This window comes from Streptomyces sp. bgisy100 (genome assembly GCF_057709105.1).
In genome coordinates this window covers 1-15895 of record NZ_JBYITE010000055.1, presented here as the reverse complement: position 1 = coordinate 15895, position 15895 = coordinate 1, and the positions used below count along the sequence as shown (strand labels likewise).

Genomic DNA, 15895 nt, shown 5'->3' with positions numbered 1-15895 from the left:
CGTGACGGGAGGGGCTAACGGGAGGGACGGGTGCGCTGCGTTACGGGCGGGTGCAGGGCCCGCCCTCCCTGCTTCACATGGACCGGGACGGGGACATGGCACCGAATGGTCTTTCCCGTGGCAGTTAAGACCGTCTCCCAGTGACTGCTCAGCGCATCGACCAGGAGCATCCCGCGCCCGTGGGTCTCGAAGGGGTCTGGAGCACAGAGGTGCGGAAGTTTGTGCGAGCGATCGCTCACGCTGACCAGGATGCTGCACATTTCAGGCCGGCCAGCGACCGGAGACATCTCCGGTCTGACGAGGACGTCCGCCACCTGTCCCGACGCATGCAGGTGGACGTTGGCGAGAAGCTCCGTCAGGACGAGCGTGACGTCGGGAACCGCCGACCCCACTCCCCACGCACAGAGTTCTGACGCGACTTCAGAACGGACACCAGGGAGCAGTTCGGGGTCCGGCACGAGACTGCGCCGGTAGGGCGTGACGGTCAAGAGCTCCATGGCTCTCCTTACAGGTTCCGAGCGTCGGACCAGCAGCCGATGATCGACAGAGCGCGACGCATCAGTTGCACTGCGCGACAAGAGTCAGAGTGACGCAGCACACATCACTCCGTCAAGTAATCCGGCGGAATACATTCCGAGAGGCCTCGGTCGCACCTGTACAACCGTCAGGCGCTGGGCCATCATGCGAAGATGAGCCCAAGCGACAACCGCCAGCCGACGTGGCGGGGCCTCCGGATCGCCAGGGAGCTGAGGAAGCTCCGTGTCCAGACCGGACGCTCCCAGGAAGCCGCTGCTGAAGTGTTGCAATGTGGTCAGGCCAAGATCTCCCACATCGAGAGCGGCTACCGAGGCATCCGGAAACTGGACCTCAATCTCCTGCTCGACCTCTACGGCGTGGAGGACGAGGCGCACCGTGCGAGCCTGCATCGGCTCGCCTTGGACAGGCGCCAGAGGGGTTGGTCCTCTACGGCACCGCAGGGACCTCTGCTGTACGGCTTGCTGGAGGACTACCTCACCATTGAGGAGGAGAGTGAGCGGGTTCGGGCATACGAATCCGTGGTGCTTCCGGGAATTCTCCAGACAGCGGACTATGCCCGTCACATCATCCGCTACGGGGCTCCGGAAGATGAGGTGGACTCCCGGGTAGAGGCCCGAATCAAGAGGAAGGAACGCCTGTGCCACCCCGGCAGTGAGCCGCTTGAGTTGCGGACGATCATTGAGACTCCGGCTCTGCACCGGATTCCTGAACCGGTGCGAGAAGGGCAGTTGGAACACCTGCTGGAGATGGCGGAGCGCGACAACGTAACGCTCCAGGTTCTGCCTGTCGACGCCGCGATGCCTCTCGACCAGTATCCGCCCTTTACACTCTTCTCCACTTCTCGCCCACCAGCGTTCACGCTCGCCTGGCTGGAGCACAGGACCGGCGGAACTCTTCTTGAGGAAACCGAGGACGTGAGGTCCTACGAGCAGACTTGGGTCGAGATGGCGACAGCAGCCCTGGCTCCGGCTGATTCGAAGAAGTATCTGCGCAAACTCCTTGAGGACACGAAGCGATCATGAAGCCCATTCTGCCCCCGGTCTCGTACACCGATGATGCTGGCGTCCGCTGGCACAAGAGCACCTACAGCGGAAGCGCCAACGGTTGCATCGAGCGGGGCGCACTGAGCAGCGGCCTCCAGGCCGTCCGTGACACGAAGGATTCCGAGCGTTCCGTGATGCTCACATTCCAGCCGCAGGCGTGGCAGGAGTTCATCGAGGCGGTGAAGGCGGGCGAGTTCCCGGTTTAGTCGTGCAGAAGGGCCCTGCTCTCCTCCAGAGCTGGAGAGCAGGGCATTTCGTCTTTGTGCCAGTCCCGAACGAACTCCGTGAGACAGGTGAGGCTTTCGGTCCGGCCTGCGGACGCGGGGCCCGCGCCGCAACCGAGCCACCGTTCTCCGGAGCGGACGTCAGAGCACGGAGACCCCGGACAGCCAGCCGCCGTCGATGACGAAGGGCTGGCCGGTGACGTAGGAGGAGTCCTCGCAGGAGAGGAAGAGCGCCAGCCGGGCGATCTCCTCGGGGCGCCCGATCCGGCCCAGCGGCACGGCCTTGGCGCAGTAGTCGTACATGGCCTTGCTGTCGTCCCTCACCCCGCTGTCGTCCCTCGCCCTTCCGTCGTCCCTCGCCCCGCTGTCGTCCGTCACGCCGCTGCCCTCGTCGGACGTCCCGTTCCCGTCCTCCGGCCCGTGTCCCGGCCCGGCGGCCTTCCCGGGGTTGACCATCGGGGTGTCGACGGCCCCCGGGCACATCGCGTTCACCCGGATCCCCTTCCCCGCCAGCTCCAGCGCCGCGACCCGGGTCATCCCGAGGACCGCCGCCTTCGTCGCGGCGTACGCGGTGAGGAAGGCCATGCCGGTCAGCGCGGTGTACGAAGCGGTGTTGACGATGGTTCCGCCGCCCGCCGCCTCCAGCTCCGGGATCACCGCCTTCATCCCGAGGAACACCCCGGTCTGGTTGACCCGGACCACCTCCTCGTACTCCTCCAGCGGGGTGTTCACCAGCTCGTTGAACCGCAGGATCCCGGCGTTGTTGACCAGCCCGTCGAGCCTCCCGAACGCCGACCGGGCAACGTCCACGGCCGCGCTCCAGTCGTCCTCCCGGCCGACGTCGAGGTGCACGTACCGGGCGCGGTACCCCAGCTCCTGGGCCAGGTCCTTGCCGCGGTCGTCGAGGACGTCGCCGAGGATCACCCACGCCCCCTCCGCGGCGAACAGCCGTGCCTCCTGCTCGCCCTGTCCGCGTGCCGCACCGGTGATGATGACGACGCGCCCGTCCAGCTTGCCCATGCCTGCCTCCCCGGCCGTGGTCGACCGGCCGCCGGCCCGCACTCCTGAGCGGCGGGCGGCCGTCCGTCAGTGCTCGGTGCTCGGTGCCCCAGTCCTCAGCGCCCCAGTCCTCAGCGCTCAGCGCCTGATGCTCGGCCCTCAGTCCTCGAGATGCGGGCCGACCCCGGTAGCGAACGCCTCCATCTGCTCGATCAGTTCGCTCCGGCTCCGGCTCCGGAACCGGACCTGGAGCTGCCGCACCCCCATGGCCGGATAGGCGCGCAGCGACTCCGCGATCCGGTCGGGCTTGCCGCACAGCGTCCGTCGGCCGACGTCCCAGCCCGGTTCGCCGATGTACAGCGGCTCGGCGATGGCCCCGATGACGATCGGCGCGCGCACCCCGGCCCGCTCCCGCAGTTCCCGGATCCGGGCGATCTGTTCGGGCAGCCGGTCGCGCGGGTCGCCCTGCGGCAGCCAGCCGTCACCGCGGACCGCGGCCCGGCGGACCGCGGCGGGCGACGAACCGCCCACCCAGACCGGCGGCCCGGCGGGCTGCGCGGGCCGGGGCGCCTGTCCCAGCCCGCTGAACGCGAAGTGCTCACCGGCGAACTCCGGGAACTCCTCCGGCCCGAGCGCGGCCCGCAGCGCGTCGATCGCCTCGTCCAGCACCCGCCCGCGCCCGTCGAACTCCGCCCCGAGCGCCTCGAACTCCTCGCGCACATGCCCGGCGCCGACCCCCAGCAGCAGCCGCCCGCCGGAGAGCCGGTCGAGCGTGGCGTACTGCTTGGCGGTGGCCAGCGGGTGCCGCAGCCCGACGACCGCCACATGGCTCAGCAACCGCACCCGCTCGGTGACACCGGCCAGGAACGAGAGCGTGGCCACCGGGTCGTACCAGGTCGTCCCCATGGCGGCGGCCAGCCGCCGGGGAATCGCCACATGGTCGCAGCAGCCGATGTAGGCGAAGCCGAGCCGGTCGGCGGCCCGGGCGACGGCGGCGAGGTCCGCGGGCCCGCCGCCGGCCTCCCACGGCTCGGCGAACAGGGTGCTGAGCGACTGGACGGGAAGCTGCATCCCGTACCCGAGGCGCTCGGGGGGCGGAGTCCGATCCATACGACCTCCTTGGCCTTGGCCGTCCGCCGGGCGCACGGCGCCCCCGGCACGCAGGCTCATGGTTGTAGTCCGGCGTCACGTCGGACAAGACCGCCGACAGCGGGCTACCGGCCCGGCCAGAGTCCGTCCCCGGTCAGCCCCAGCAGGTCGATGGCGTTGCCCCGGACGATCCGCTCGACGACGTCGGGCGCCAGATGCCCCATCTGTTCCTCGCCGACCTCCCGGGACTTCGGCCAGGTGGAGTCCGAGTGCGGGTAGTCCGTCTCGTACAGGACGTTGCCCACCCCGATCGCGTCGAGGTTGCGCAGGCCGAACGCGTCGTCGAAGAAGCAGCCGTACACATGCTCGGCGAACAGCTCGGACGGCGGGCGCAGCACCTTGTCGGCCACTCCGCCCCAGCCGCGGTTCTCCTCCCACACCACGTCGGCGCGCTCCAGGATGTAGGGGATCCAGCCGATCTGGCCCTCCGCGTACATGATCCGCAGGTGGGGGAACCGGTCGAACACGCCGGACATCAGCCAGTCGGTCATCGAGAAGCAGCAGTTGGCGAAGGTGATGGTGGAGCCGACCGCCGCCGGGGCGTCGGCCGAGGTGGACGGCATCCGGGACGAGGACCCGATGTGCATGGCGACGACCGTTCCGGTCTCGTCACAGGCCCGCAGGAAGGGGTCCCAGGCGTCGGTGTGGATGGACGGCAGCCCCAGATGCGGCGGGATCTCGCTGAAGCACACGGCGCGGACGCCCCGGGCTGCGTTCCGGCGCACCTCGGCCGCCGCCAGCTCCGCGTCCCACAGCGGCACGATGGTCAGCGGGATGAGCCGGCCCTGCGCCTCGGGGCCGCACCACTCCTCCACCATCCAGTCGTTGTAGGCGCGGACGCCGAGCAGGCCCAGCTCGCGGTCCTTCGCCTCGGTGAAGGTCTGCCCGCAGAAGCGGGGGAAGGTGGGAAAGCAGAGGGCGGACTGCACATGGTTGACGTCCATGTCGGCCAGCCGTTCGGGCACGCTGAAGGATCCGGGGCGCATCTGCTCGTAGGTGATTCCTTCGAGTCTCACCTCGTCGCGGGAACAGCCGACGGCCGTGTCCAGACGCGTCAGCGGCCTGCGGAGGTCCTCGTACAGCCACCAGTCCGCGAGCGGTCCGTCGTCCCCGGGAGCACCCATCACCGGCGCGAACCGCCCGCCGACGAAGGTCATTTCCTTCAGTGGCGCACGGACGACACGCGGTCCGACGTCGTGATACTTCGACGGGAGCCGGTCCCGCCAGACATGTGCCGGCTCCACCGTGTGGTCGTCCACCGAGATTATCTTCGGGAAGCTCTCCATGGCTGCCACGGTAGCGCTGAACTGACGAACCGTCAGCTACGCGCCCCCCGGCCGGAACCCCCGCACGGTGTACGGGCCTTGTGCAGACCCGCCGCCCCTACTGACGCAGCCGTCATGAACAAGGCAAACTGGCTGGGGGCACCTCCCGGACGGGTCCGGGGGAGCGACAGGACTCCGAAATCATCTGGGGGCATCGATGGGCCAGGAACCGGCGCCCGGGCCACGCCTGCGTTTCGCCGTACTCGGTCCCGTACGGGCCTGGCGCGGCGAGCAGCCGCTCCCGACCGGTTCACCGCAGCAGCGCGCCCTCCTGGCCGCCCTGCTGCTCCGCGGCGGACGGACCGCCACCGCGTCCGAGCTGGTGGACGCGTTGTGGGGCGAGGAACCGCCGCATGCCGCCCTGGCCGCTCTGCGGACCTACGCCTCCCGGGTCCGGAAGGCCTTCGGCCCGGACTCGGACGCGCTGGTCAGCGAGTCCGGCGGGTACGCCATACGGGTCGAGGAGGGCGGGCTCGACATCGCGCTCGCCGAGAGCTACGTGACGGACGCCGAGAAGGCCCGGGGCCGCGGCGACCGCGGCCGGGCGCGGGAGCTCATCAACGCCGCGCTGGACCTGTGGGACGGGGAGCCGCTGGCCGGCCTGCCCGGCCCGTTCGTCGAGGCGCAGCGCACCCGGCTGGAGGAGTGGCAGCTCCAGCTCCTGGAGACCCGGCTGGACCTGGACCTGGAGGTCGGCTGCCACGCCGAGGCCGTCTCGGAGCTCACCGCCCTCACCGCCGCGCACCCGCTGCGCGAACGGCTGCGGGCGCTGCTCATGCTGGCGCTGTACCGCAGCGGACGGCAGGCGGAGGCGCTCGCGGTCTACGCGGACACCCGGCGGCTCCTCGCCGACGAGCTGGGCGTCGACCCGTGCACCGAGCTGAACGAGCTGCACCAGGGCATCCTGGAGGCCGACATCGGCCTCGCGGCACCGGACGGCGGGCACAGCGAGAACGCCCCGGTCGTCGTGCGGCCGGCGCAACTCCCCGCCAGCGTTCCGGACTTCACCGGGCGGGACTCCTTCGTCGGGGAGCTGAGCGACCAGCTGGACACCACGGAGGGCCGGGTCATGGCCGTGTCGGCGGTGGCCGGGATCGGCGGCGTCGGGAAGACCACCCTCGCCGTCCACGTCGCGCATGTGGCCCGGGACCGCTTCCCGGACGGACAGCTGTACGTCGACCTCCAGGGCGCGGGCGCCCGGGCCGCTGAGCCGGAGGCCGTCCTGGGCGCGTTCCTGCGGGCGCTGGGCACCCCGGACTCCGCCATCCCGGACTCCGTCGAGGAGCGGGCCGCGCTCTACCGCTCCACGCTCGACGGCCGGCGGGTCATGGTGCTGCTCGACAACGCGCGCGACGCGGCGCAGGTGCGCCCGCTGCTGCCGGGCACGGACGGCTGCGCGGCGCTGATCACCAGCCGGGTCCGGATGGTCGACCTGGCCGGCGCACACCTGGTCGACCTCGATGTGATGAACCCCGAGGAGGCCCTCCAGCTCTTCACCAAGATCGTGGGAGCCGAGCGGGTCGGCAGCGAGCGGGAGGCGGCCCTCGATGTCGTCGCGGCCTGCGGGTTCCTGCCGCTCGCCATCCGGATCGCCGCCTCCCGGCTGGCCGCGCGGCGGACGTGGACGGTGTCGGCGCTCGCGGCGAAGCTCGCCGACGAGCGGCGGCGGCTGGACGAACTCCAGGCGGGCGACCTCGCGGTGAAGGCCACCTTCGAACTGGGCTACGGCCAGCTCGAACCGCAGCAGGCCCGGGCCTTCCGGCTGCTGGGCCTGGCCGAGGGCCCGGACATCTCGCTGGCCGCGGCGGCCGCGGTGCTGGACCTCGACCCGTACGACGCGGAGGAGCTGCTGGAGTCCCTGGTGGACACCTCGCTGCTGGAGTCCGCGGCGCCGGGCCGCTACCGCTACCACGACCTGGTGCGCCTCTACGCGCGTTCGTGCGCCGAGCGGGACGAGCAGCCCCCGGCGGAGCGGCACGCCGCGATGTCCCGGCTGCTGGACTTCTACCTGGCGACCGCGGCGGGCATCTACGCCCTGGAGCGCCCCGGCGACCACGTCGTGAACCACCTGGCCTACACCCCCGGCGACGGGCTGGCCTTCGAGGACCGGACGCAGGCGCTCGACTGGCTGTTCAGCGAGGCGGCCTGCCTGCTCGCCGCCGCCCGCCAGGCGGCCACCGGCGACACCCTGCGGCGGGCGGCCGATCTGCTGCTGGCCACCCAGGACCTCTCCGAGTCGGGTGCGGTCGCCCGGCAGTACGAGCAGTCGGCACGGGCCGTCATCGCCGCCGCGAGCGAGCAGGGCGACGCGCAGGCCGAGGCCCGCGCGCGGACGGTGCTCGCCCACGGGCACAGCCTGGCGGGCCGGTTCCAGGAGGCCGGGGCGGAGTCCGGGCGCGCCCTGGAGCTCGGCCGGGCCGCCCAGGACCCGATCCCCTGCTGCACCGCGCCGAACGACCTGGGCATCATCGCCATCTACGAGAACCGGCACCACGACGCCCAGACCCACCTCAACGAGGCGCTGGCCGCCTTCCGGGCCGACCGCAACCGGCACGGCGAGGCGAGCGCGCTGAGCAACCTCTCGCGGGTGCAGCTCAACATGGGCAACCCGACGCACGCGGTGGAGCTCGCCGAACAGGCGCTGGCCATCTACCGGGGCCTCGGCGGCACGCTGCGGATGGCCAACGGGCTGTACGCCCTGGGGCTGGCCCTCACCGCGCTGGGCCAGCACGACGCGGCGCTGGAGCGGCTCGGCGACGCACTGGCCGTGTTCCGGGAGAACCGGCAGCGGTTCTGGGTCGGCATGACGCTCTACCGGATCGCCGAGACCCATCTCGCCGACGACCGCCCGGCGCAGGCCGCGGCCCATGCGGAACAGGCCCTGGCACAGCTGCACGGCATCGGTGGCGACTGGCGGCGCGGCAACATCCTCACGCTGCTCGGCCGGGCGCTGGAGTGCCTCGGCCAGTCGGACCGGGCCCGGGCGTGCTGGCGCGAGGCACTGGGCCTCTTCGAGGGTGCGGGGATGGCCGAATCGGAGGACGTCCGGGCGCTGCTGGCGCCCGCCACCGCCGCCTGACCGCCATCCGGACGGGCGCGTTCATCGATCGTTTATCGCGGCACGCCACTCTTGGGTACATCGACTCGCCGCAACGGGGGGCAGGCGGGTCGGGGGATGCCTCACCGTCAGGTGGACAGGTTCACCGTCAGGTGACAGGCCCTGAGATGCCCGGCCGGCGACCCACGGGGGAGTCGCCGGACGGGCACCGCAGAATGGGTCCCCCTTGCGACCCAACGGAGTTGAGAACGATGAGCACGACCGCGAAGACCACGCCCGCGCCCGGTGTCGACCCCAGCAAGGTGGAGGCCGACCACGACGCCGACGTCACCACCGAGGACCATCACGCCTCGGGCGGGGACGTCCGGACCGCGGACCATCACGCGTCGGGTGGCGGCATGAAGCCGAAGGACCACCACGCGTCCGGGGGCGACATGAAGCCGAAGGACCACCATGCGTCCGGCGGGGGTGTCCGGACCATGGATCACCACGCGTCCGGCGGGGGCAAGTAGCCGCCGGACGCCCGCGCCGCCGCCGGTGAGGCGGAGGCGCGGGCCGGGTCCTGGTTCCTCATGACGGGGGAGGCATGACGGGGGGGAGGCCGCGACGGCACGGAGGGGGAGCCGTCGCGGCCGGCCGCATGCCGGGAGGGTTGGATCACGCCACCCTTGGGTTATTTCGGGCCAATGGTGCAAACGTTTGCAATTCCATCGCTAAGTTCTCCCAGTGAACGACCTTCCGCGCCACACAGAGGAGTTGACATGACCCGCACCAAGCAGATTCTCGTCACGTTCGCAATCGCCGCGGCGACGGCGGGAATCGGAGCCGCCCCGGCCATGGCCGACAGCCACCGGCCGGTCAGCGTCAGCACCGAGGACCACCACGCGGGCGTCGCCCCGGTCGAGGACACCGCCGTCCAGGCGCTCCCCGGGGACCACCACACCAGCTGAACCAGCCGCAGCACAGCGGCGTGCCCCGTCCGGCACGCCCGACGGGGGCCGAGCGCGTCACGCACGGCCCCCGTTGCCATGCCGGGGGTTGCCTCTACCGGGAGTTGCCGGGTGCGGGAGTTGCCGGGCGAGAGAGCCGCCTTGCCGGAGCGGCTGCAGGAACGCCCGCCGGGGGACTGCGCCTTCATCCCGACCGCAGCTCGGTCTTCAGCACCTTCCCGCTCGCGTTCCGCGGCAGCTCCGCCAGGAACTCCACCGCCCTGGGCACCTTGTAGTTCGCCATCTCCCGGCGCGACCAGGCGATCAGATCGTCCGCGGTGAGCGTCGCGCCCGGCCTGCGCACCACATACGCCTTGCCCACCTCGCCCAGCCGCGCGTCCGGAATCCCGACGACCGCCACCTCCGTCACATCCTTGTGCCGGCCCAGGAGTTGCTCGATCTCCGCCGGATACGCGTTGAAGCCGCCGACGATGAACATGTCCTTGATCCGGTCGGTGATCCGGAGGTTGCCGTCCGCGTCCAGCACCCCGACGTCGCCGGTCCGCAGCCAGCCGTCCGGCGTGATCGCCTTCCTGGTCTCCTGCGGGTCCTCGAAGTAGCCGGACATCACATGGTGTCCGCGGACCAGGACCTCGCCCGGCAGGCCCGGCGCCGTCTCCGCGCCGTCCGGGCCGACGACCCGGACCTCGGTGTCCGGGATGGCCCGGCCCGAGGTGGACGCCACGACCTCGGCCGGGTCGCCGCGGCGGCACATGGTCACGGTGCCGGACGCCTCGCTGAGCCCGTAGGCGGTCAGGACCGTGGCGACGCCCAGTTCGCCGCGGAGCCGCTCCACCAGGTCCAGCGGGACGACCGCCGCCCCCGTCACCACCAGCCGCAGCGCGCTGAGGTCGTGCCGGGAGCGGGCGGGGTGGTCCAGCAGCGCCTGGTGGAGCGTGGGCGGGCCGGGCAGCACGGTGATGCGTTCGGCCGCCAGGTTGGCGAGCGCGGTGTCCACGTTGAAGACCGGCTGCGGGACCATCGTCGCCCCGCGCAGCAGACAGGCGATGATCCCGGCCTTGTAGCCGAAGGTGTGGAAGAACGGGTTCACGATCAGATAGCGGTCCCCCGCCTCCAGCCCCGCCAGTTCGCTCCAGACCTCGTAGACCCGGAGGGTCTGGGCGTGGGTGATGACCACGCCCTTCGGCCGGCCGGTCGTGCCCGAGGTGAAGGTGATGTCCGAGGGGTCGCCGGGGCGGACCCCCTCCGCCCGCTCCCGCACCGCACCGGGCGGCACCGCGGCGCCGTCGGCCAGGAACTCCCGCCAGGTGCGGAAGTCCGCCGGGGCGTCCTCGGCCAGCACGACCACCTCGCGCAGCCGGGGCAGCCCCGGGAGCGGCCCCTCCCCCGGCCCCTGCCCGGCGGCGCGCCGCAGCGAGGCGACGTAGGAGGTACCCAGGAAGGTCCCGGTGACGAAGAGCAGCTTCGCCCGCGTCCGCTCCAGCACGTACGCCGCCTCCGCGCCCTTGAAACGGGTGTTGACCGGGACGAGGACACCGCCCGCGGTGACGGCGCCGAGCGCGGCGACGATCCACTCCAGGGTGTTCGGCGCCCAGACCGCGACCCGGTCGCCGGGCTCCACCCCCCGGGCGATGCAGGCGGCGGCCGCCCGCTCGACCCGCTCGCTCAGCTCCCCGTAGGTGATCCGGGTGCGCCCGTCGACCACCGCCTCGCGGTCGCGGTGGCGCTCGGCGGCCCGGCGGACCAGCCCCGGAATGGCCGCGCGGTCCGCCGGAGGTCCGGAGGCCGCTCCCCGGAGAGCCGCTGTACCCCGCATCGCCCGCCTCCCGTTCCGGCCCGCACTGCCGCCGTCCGCACTGCCGCCGTCCGCATTGCCGCCGTTCACATTGCTGACTGACCGTCAGATTAACGGTAGCCTTCCCCGCTGTCAGCAGTGACGGCCGACCACGGAGGTGGCGATGGGGACGGCGCTCAAGGACGCCACGGCGATCGTCGGCATAGGCCGGACCGCCTTTGCCAAGCAGCTTCCCGAGCCCGAGAAGACCCTCGCCTGCCGGGCGGTGCTGGCGGCGCTCGACGACGCCGGCATCGCGCCGTCGGAGGTCGACGCGTTCGCCTCGTACACCATGGAGGAGACCGACGAGGTCGAGCTCGCCAAGGCCATCGGCGCCGGGGACGTCACCTTCTTCTCCCGGGTCGGCTTCGGCGGCGGCGGCGCCTGCGCCACCGTCGGCCACCTCGCCGCCGCCATCGCGGCCGGGCAGGCGACCGTCGGCGTGGCCTGGCGGTCGCGCAAGCGCGGCTCCGGCCCCCGGCCCTGGCGGAACACCGCCGTCCAGCTCCCCACACCCGGCCAGTGGACCCGGCCGTTCGGCCTGCTCCGCCCCGCCGACGAGATCGGGATGCTGGCCCGCCGCTACATGCACGAGTACGGCGCCACCCGCGACCACTTCTTCAATGTGGCGCTGGCCTGCCGCAACCGCGCCAACCAGAACCCCGCCGCGATGATGTACGACCGGCCGCTGACCCGCGAGATGTACATGACCGCGCGCTGGATCAGCGAGCCGCTCTGCCTCTACGACAACTGCCTGGAGACCGACGGCGCCCTGGCCTGCGTCGTGGTCTCCGCCGAACGGGCCCGCGACTGCCGCCGGCGCCCCGTCCGCATCCACGCCGCCGCCCAGGGGCTGCCCGCCCAGCACCACGGGATGGTCAACTACTGGAACGACGACCCGCTCACCGGCCCCGCCTGGACCGCCGCCCGACACCTGTGGAAGTCCGCCGACTTCGGGCCGCAGGACGTCGATGTGGCCCAGATCTACGACGCGTTCACCCCGCTCATCCCGCTCTCCCTGGAGGGCTACGGCTTCTGCGGCCGGGGCGAGGGCGCGGCCTTCACCGAGGGCGGGGCGCTGGAGATCGGCGGGCGGCTGCCGGTCAACACCAGCGGCGGCGGGCTCTCCGAGGCCTACGTCCACGGCTTCAACCTGATCACCGAAGGCGTGCGCCAGCTGCGCGGGACCTCCACCGCCCAGGTCCCCGGTGCCGCCACCTGCCTGGTCACCGCGGGCGAGGGCGTCCCCACGTCCGCCCTGCTCCTGAGGAGCTGATACCGGATGCCGGAAACCGCCGACGGACTGCTGTCCCCCGTCGCCGACGACGACGGCGCGCCCTTCTGGGAGTTCGCCGCCCGGGGGGAACTGCGCGTCCAGGCCTGTGCCGACTGCGGCCGGCTGCGCTTCCCGCCCCGGCCCTGCTGCCCGCACTGCCACTCCTTCGGCCAGGAGTGGCTGCGGATGAGCGGACGCGGCCGGATCTGGTCGTACGTCGTCGCGCACCCGCCGCTGCTGCCCGCCTACGCCGCCCAGGCCCCGTACAACGCGATCGTCGTGGAACTGGCCGAGGACCCGCTGATCCGGCTGGTCGGCAATCTGGTCACCGCCCCGGACGCGCCACTGGACTCCGCCGCCCCCGGTGCGCTGCGGATCGGGGCGCCCGTCCGGGCCGTGTTCACCCGGCCTCCGGGCAGCACCGTCACGGTGCCCCGCTGGCTCCCGGACCGGTCATGACGGTCCGCACCGAGATCCGGGACGGTGTCGCGGTCGTCACCCTCGACCGGCCCGAGCGCCACCATGCGATCGACCTCCCGACCGCCGCCGGACTGCGCCGCACCTGGCAGGCGTTCCGCCGGGACGACGCGGTGCGCGCGGTGGTGCTCACCGGCTCCGGCGAGCGGGCGTTCTGCACCGGCATCGACCGGTCGGCCGAGGTCCCCCAGCCCGGCAGCCCGTACTCGGTCGACGACCCGCTCCTGACGGTCGGCCCGAAGGCGAACGACCTGTGGAAGCCGGTCATCGGGGCGGTCAACGGCATGGCCTGCGGCGGCGCGTTCTACCTGCTCGGCGAGTGCGAGTTCCTCATCGCCTCCACCACCGCCACCTTCTTCGACCCGCACACCGGCTACGGCATGGTCAGCGCCTACGAGGCCATCGCCATGGCGCAGCGGATGCCGTTCGGCGAGGTGGCGCGGATGTCCCTGATGGGCACGGCGGAACGGCTGTCGGCGCACCGGGCGTACGAGACCGGGCTCGTCTCCGAGGTGGTGGAACCGGACGAGCTGATGACGGCCGCGCTGCGGGCGGCGTCGGTCATCGCGTCTTACCCCACCGCCGCGGTGCAGGGCACCGTACGGGCCGTGTGGTCGGCCCGTGAGGCGGCCCGCGGCCAGGCGTTCGCGGGTGCCGCGGCGCTGATCGCCCTCGGCAATGCGCCCCCGGAGCTGCAGGCGGAGCTGTTCACCCGGCGCACCCGGGACTTCCGCACCCGCTGACCGGCCGGCACCGGCCCCTGGAGTCGAGGGGTGCCGCGACCGGGCGGGCCCGGCCGGCCGGTGGCCGGAGCCCGGCCACGGGGCCCGGTCACAGCGCCTGGCCACAGCGCCTGGCCATAAGGCGGCTTCCCATGGCGGAGGCGCGGCTCCCGGCGTAGCGTCGGAAGGGAGGTGATCCGCGCTCATGGCACGTAACGCCCTCGGCTCCACGGTCGCCCTCCTCGGGGCGGCGGCCGCTGTGGCGAGCCCCTTCCGAGCCTGGTACGGCAACCGCCAGGGCCGTGACATCCGCATGGAGGACCTCTTCGACGGCATCACCACGGTCTCCGCCGAACTCTGGGAGTCGGTGTTCGTGGTGATGCTCTTCGTCGCCCTGCTGACCCTGGTGGGAGTGATCTTCCGGTCCCGGCTGACGGTCGCCCTGGCCGGGATCGTGTCACTGGGCTTCACGGTGCTGTGGATGGTGCGGCAGGGGCAGGCGACCGGAAGCCTCACGGCCGGTGGCGCCGAAGGGCTGGGCGCGGGCGCCGCCCTGGCCGTCGGCGGCTCGCTGCTGATCCTGCTCGGCGCGCTCCTGATGGCCGGCCGCAAGCGCCGCCGGTCCCGGCACGGCCGCGGCGGGGAACTGACCGAACCCGAGCCGTACGGCTACGAGCCGGAGCCCGAGCCCTACTACGGTCCCGGTCCCGGCGGTCCGGGCGGCCCTGGCGGTCGCGGCGGTCCCGTCGACGAGGACACCCCCACACAGCCCTACCCGCCACCGCCCCCGCCGGACGAGCCCTGGCCGCCGGACCACCGCCCGCCTCCCAGGCGGTAGCGTCCTCGGGCGCCGACGGGCCCGTCCCGCAGTCCGGCACCCCAGCCCCGCGGTCCTGCCGGTCCCGCAGCTCACGTCAACGGCGTTCGAGCGATCACGCCATCGGCTGATCCAGCGCCATGAGCGCCCCATGACGGTCGGCACTGTGGGATTTTTGCTGTTCCCCGGGTTTCTCCCGGCCGACCGGGCCACGGCGACACCCGGCGCACACGCAGGCCGCAGCGGAACTCCCCCGGGGAGACGGGCGCACCCCGGCGCAGCGATTCCCCGATGGTCTTTTACACATATGGTCATATTCACCCCATGGTGCGTCCGATGCGCTCTGTCGGGGCCGTGACCTCCTCGGTTTCAATGTTTTCCAGGCAAAGGGTCGAAGGCCTGTCTCCGAGGTCACCGGCCGCTCGCCCGCTCCCATTCCGGCGACCCCGCACCGCGGCGGGCACGCCGTCGCGCACTCCCCCAGGGCACGCAGCACGGGGCCCCTGTGCCCTGGGGGGCTCCGCACGGACCTGCACAGTGCCCTGCTCCGGCGTCACCACCGGGCCGATACCCCCGGGAACCCTTCGGCCGGCCCTCCCGGCCGAGTCGGTCCGCCCCGGTATCCCATCCGGCGGGAGCCCACCCATGCGAGGAAAGGGACAACGTCGTGGCGACTATCAACCCCACTCAGGGCCCCGCGTCAGGCGGGAACTCGGTGGTCATCACCGGCACCAACTTCACGGGCGCGACCGCCGTGAAGTTCGGAACGAAGTCGGCCTCCTACACCGTCAACAGCGCCACCCAGATCACGGCGACGGCTCCGTCCGGCACCGGCTCGGTCGGCGTGACCGTGACGACTCCGGGCGGCGTCACCACGCCGGTGGCGTACTACTACATCAGCCCGCCCATCAAGTCGACGCTCAGCGCGACGTCGGGACCGCTCGACGGATCGACCACCACGGTCACCGGAGCCAATCTGACGACCGCGACCTCCGTCACCTTCGGCGCGGTCGGCTCGGCGACCCCGACCGTGGTGAACGACAGCACGCTGAACGTCACGGCGCCCACCGCGGAGGACCCGGGAACCGTGCCCGTCACGGTGACCACCCGGGGCGGCAGCACCAACGGGCTCTTCTTCACCTACGTCGACGCACCCACCGTCGGCACCATCAGCCCGGCCACCGGCCCCGAGTCCGGCGGCACCGCGGTCACCGTCCCGGGCACCGGGCTGAGCACGACCCAGACCGTCACGTTCGGCGCGACCTCGGCGGCGTTCCAGGTGATCGACGACTCCACGCTGATCGCCTACTCGCCCGCGGGCACCGGCACGGTGGCCGTCAACGTCACCACCGAGGGCGGCACCGACGCCAGTGCCAACAGCTTCGTCTACGTGGCACCTCCCGGTTAACAGGCCGGGGTGGGCGGCGGGTTCCCGCCGTCCACCCCACCCCGGGCCGTCTCGGGGGGCGGGAGCCCCCGGCTTC

15 protein-coding genes are annotated in these 15895 nt (G+C 72.2%); 10 read left to right on the top strand and 5 right to left on the bottom strand.

From position 1 onward, the window contains the following. Positions 1 to 14: 14 nt before the first annotated feature. Positions 15 to 497, bottom strand: a complete 483-nt coding sequence (locus AC3EQ1_RS27105; RefSeq protein WP_432096960.1) for an ATP-binding protein — start codon at positions 495 to 497, stop codon at positions 15 to 17. A gap of 192 nt (positions 498 to 689) precedes the next feature. On the opposite strand from AC3EQ1_RS27105, the gene AC3EQ1_RS27100 reads away from it, so the two are divergent. Next, positions 690 to 1559 (top strand): helix-turn-helix domain-containing protein, encoded by an 870-nt coding sequence (locus tag AC3EQ1_RS27100; RefSeq protein WP_432096959.1) that lies wholly within the window; start codon positions 690 to 692, stop codon positions 1557 to 1559. Continuing rightward, the gene (locus tag AC3EQ1_RS27095; RefSeq protein WP_432096958.1) at positions 1556 to 1786 is read left to right on the top strand and encodes a DUF397 domain-containing protein; all 231 of its coding nucleotides are present in this window, start codon (positions 1556 to 1558) and stop codon (positions 1784 to 1786) included. Before AC3EQ1_RS27100 ends, AC3EQ1_RS27095 begins: the two co-directional genes overlap by 4 nt. A 159-nt stretch (positions 1787 to 1945) precedes the next feature. Here the strand turns inward: AC3EQ1_RS27095 and AC3EQ1_RS27090 are convergent, their stop codons facing one another. The 3 genes from AC3EQ1_RS27090 to AC3EQ1_RS27080 all read right to left on the bottom strand — a co-directional run bounded on the left by AC3EQ1_RS27090 (position 1946) and on the right by AC3EQ1_RS27080 (position 5238). Next, positions 1946 to 2824, bottom strand: coding sequence for an SDR family NAD(P)-dependent oxidoreductase (locus AC3EQ1_RS27090; protein ID WP_432096957.1), 879 nt, complete (start codon positions 2822 to 2824; stop codon positions 1946 to 1948). Between the two features lie 138 nt (positions 2825 to 2962). Then, a complete protein-coding gene (locus AC3EQ1_RS27085; protein ID WP_432096956.1) occupies positions 2963 to 3913 on the bottom strand; it encodes an LLM class F420-dependent oxidoreductase in 951 nt (316 codons plus the stop codon). Between the two features lie 104 nt (positions 3914 to 4017). Continuing rightward, the gene (locus AC3EQ1_RS27080) at positions 4018 to 5238 is read right to left on the bottom strand and encodes an amidohydrolase family protein (protein WP_432096955.1); all 1221 of its coding nucleotides are present in this window, start codon (positions 5236 to 5238) and stop codon (positions 4018 to 4020) included. Positions 5239 to 5434: 196 nt separating this feature from the next. Between AC3EQ1_RS27080 and afsR the strand changes: the two genes are divergently transcribed. The 3 genes from afsR to AC3EQ1_RS27065 all read left to right on the top strand — a co-directional run bounded on the left by afsR (position 5435) and on the right by AC3EQ1_RS27065 (position 9285). Continuing rightward, positions 5435 to 8356, top strand: coding sequence for an SARP-family global regulator AfsR (afsR, locus tag AC3EQ1_RS27075; protein ID WP_432096954.1), 2922 nt, complete (start codon positions 5435 to 5437; stop codon positions 8354 to 8356). A 230-nt stretch (positions 8357 to 8586) separates the two neighbouring features. Next, complete coding sequence (locus AC3EQ1_RS27070; RefSeq protein ID WP_432096953.1) at positions 8587 to 8847, top strand: hypothetical protein; 261 nt, start codon at positions 8587 to 8589, stop codon at positions 8845 to 8847. A gap of 249 nt (positions 8848 to 9096) precedes the next feature. Next, positions 9097 to 9285 carry a hypothetical protein gene (locus AC3EQ1_RS27065; RefSeq protein ID WP_432096952.1) on the top strand — a complete coding sequence of 63 codons (189 nt, stop codon included), beginning with the start codon at positions 9097 to 9099 and terminating at the stop codon, positions 9283 to 9285. Positions 9286 to 9469: 184 nt separating this feature from the next. Here AC3EQ1_RS27065 and AC3EQ1_RS27060 read toward each other — a convergent pair whose 3' ends face one another. After that, positions 9470 to 11101: a FadD3 family acyl-CoA ligase gene (locus AC3EQ1_RS27060; protein WP_432096951.1), complete on the bottom strand. Its 1632-nt coding sequence runs from the start codon at positions 11099 to 11101 to the stop codon at positions 9470 to 9472. Between the two features lie 142 nt (positions 11102 to 11243). On the opposite strand from AC3EQ1_RS27060, the gene AC3EQ1_RS27055 reads away from it, so the two are divergent. The 5 genes from AC3EQ1_RS27055 (at position 11244) to AC3EQ1_RS27035 (ending at position 15819) form a co-directional block, all read left to right on the top strand. Beyond that, positions 11244 to 12395 carry a lipid-transfer protein gene (locus tag AC3EQ1_RS27055; protein ID WP_432096950.1) on the top strand — a complete coding sequence of 384 codons (1152 nt, stop codon included), beginning with the start codon at positions 11244 to 11246 and terminating at the stop codon, positions 12393 to 12395. A 6-nt stretch (positions 12396 to 12401) separates the two neighbouring features. Then, on the top strand, positions 12402 to 12854 hold the full coding sequence (locus AC3EQ1_RS27050) for a Zn-ribbon domain-containing OB-fold protein (RefSeq protein ID WP_432096949.1): 453 nt from the start codon (positions 12402 to 12404) through the stop codon (positions 12852 to 12854). Then, complete coding sequence (locus AC3EQ1_RS27045) at positions 12851 to 13615, top strand: enoyl-CoA hydratase/isomerase family protein (protein WP_432096948.1); 765 nt, start codon at positions 12851 to 12853, stop codon at positions 13613 to 13615. Before AC3EQ1_RS27050 ends, AC3EQ1_RS27045 begins: the two co-directional genes overlap by 4 nt. Before the next feature lie 184 nt (positions 13616 to 13799). After that, positions 13800 to 14432, top strand: coding sequence for a hypothetical protein (locus AC3EQ1_RS27040; RefSeq protein WP_432096947.1), 633 nt, complete (start codon positions 13800 to 13802; stop codon positions 14430 to 14432). Positions 14433 to 15078: 646 nt separating this feature from the next. Next, the gene (locus tag AC3EQ1_RS27035) at positions 15079 to 15819 is read left to right on the top strand and encodes an IPT/TIG domain-containing protein (protein ID WP_432096946.1); all 741 of its coding nucleotides are present in this window, start codon (positions 15079 to 15081) and stop codon (positions 15817 to 15819) included. The last annotated feature ends 76 nt before the right edge of the window (positions 15820 to 15895 follow it).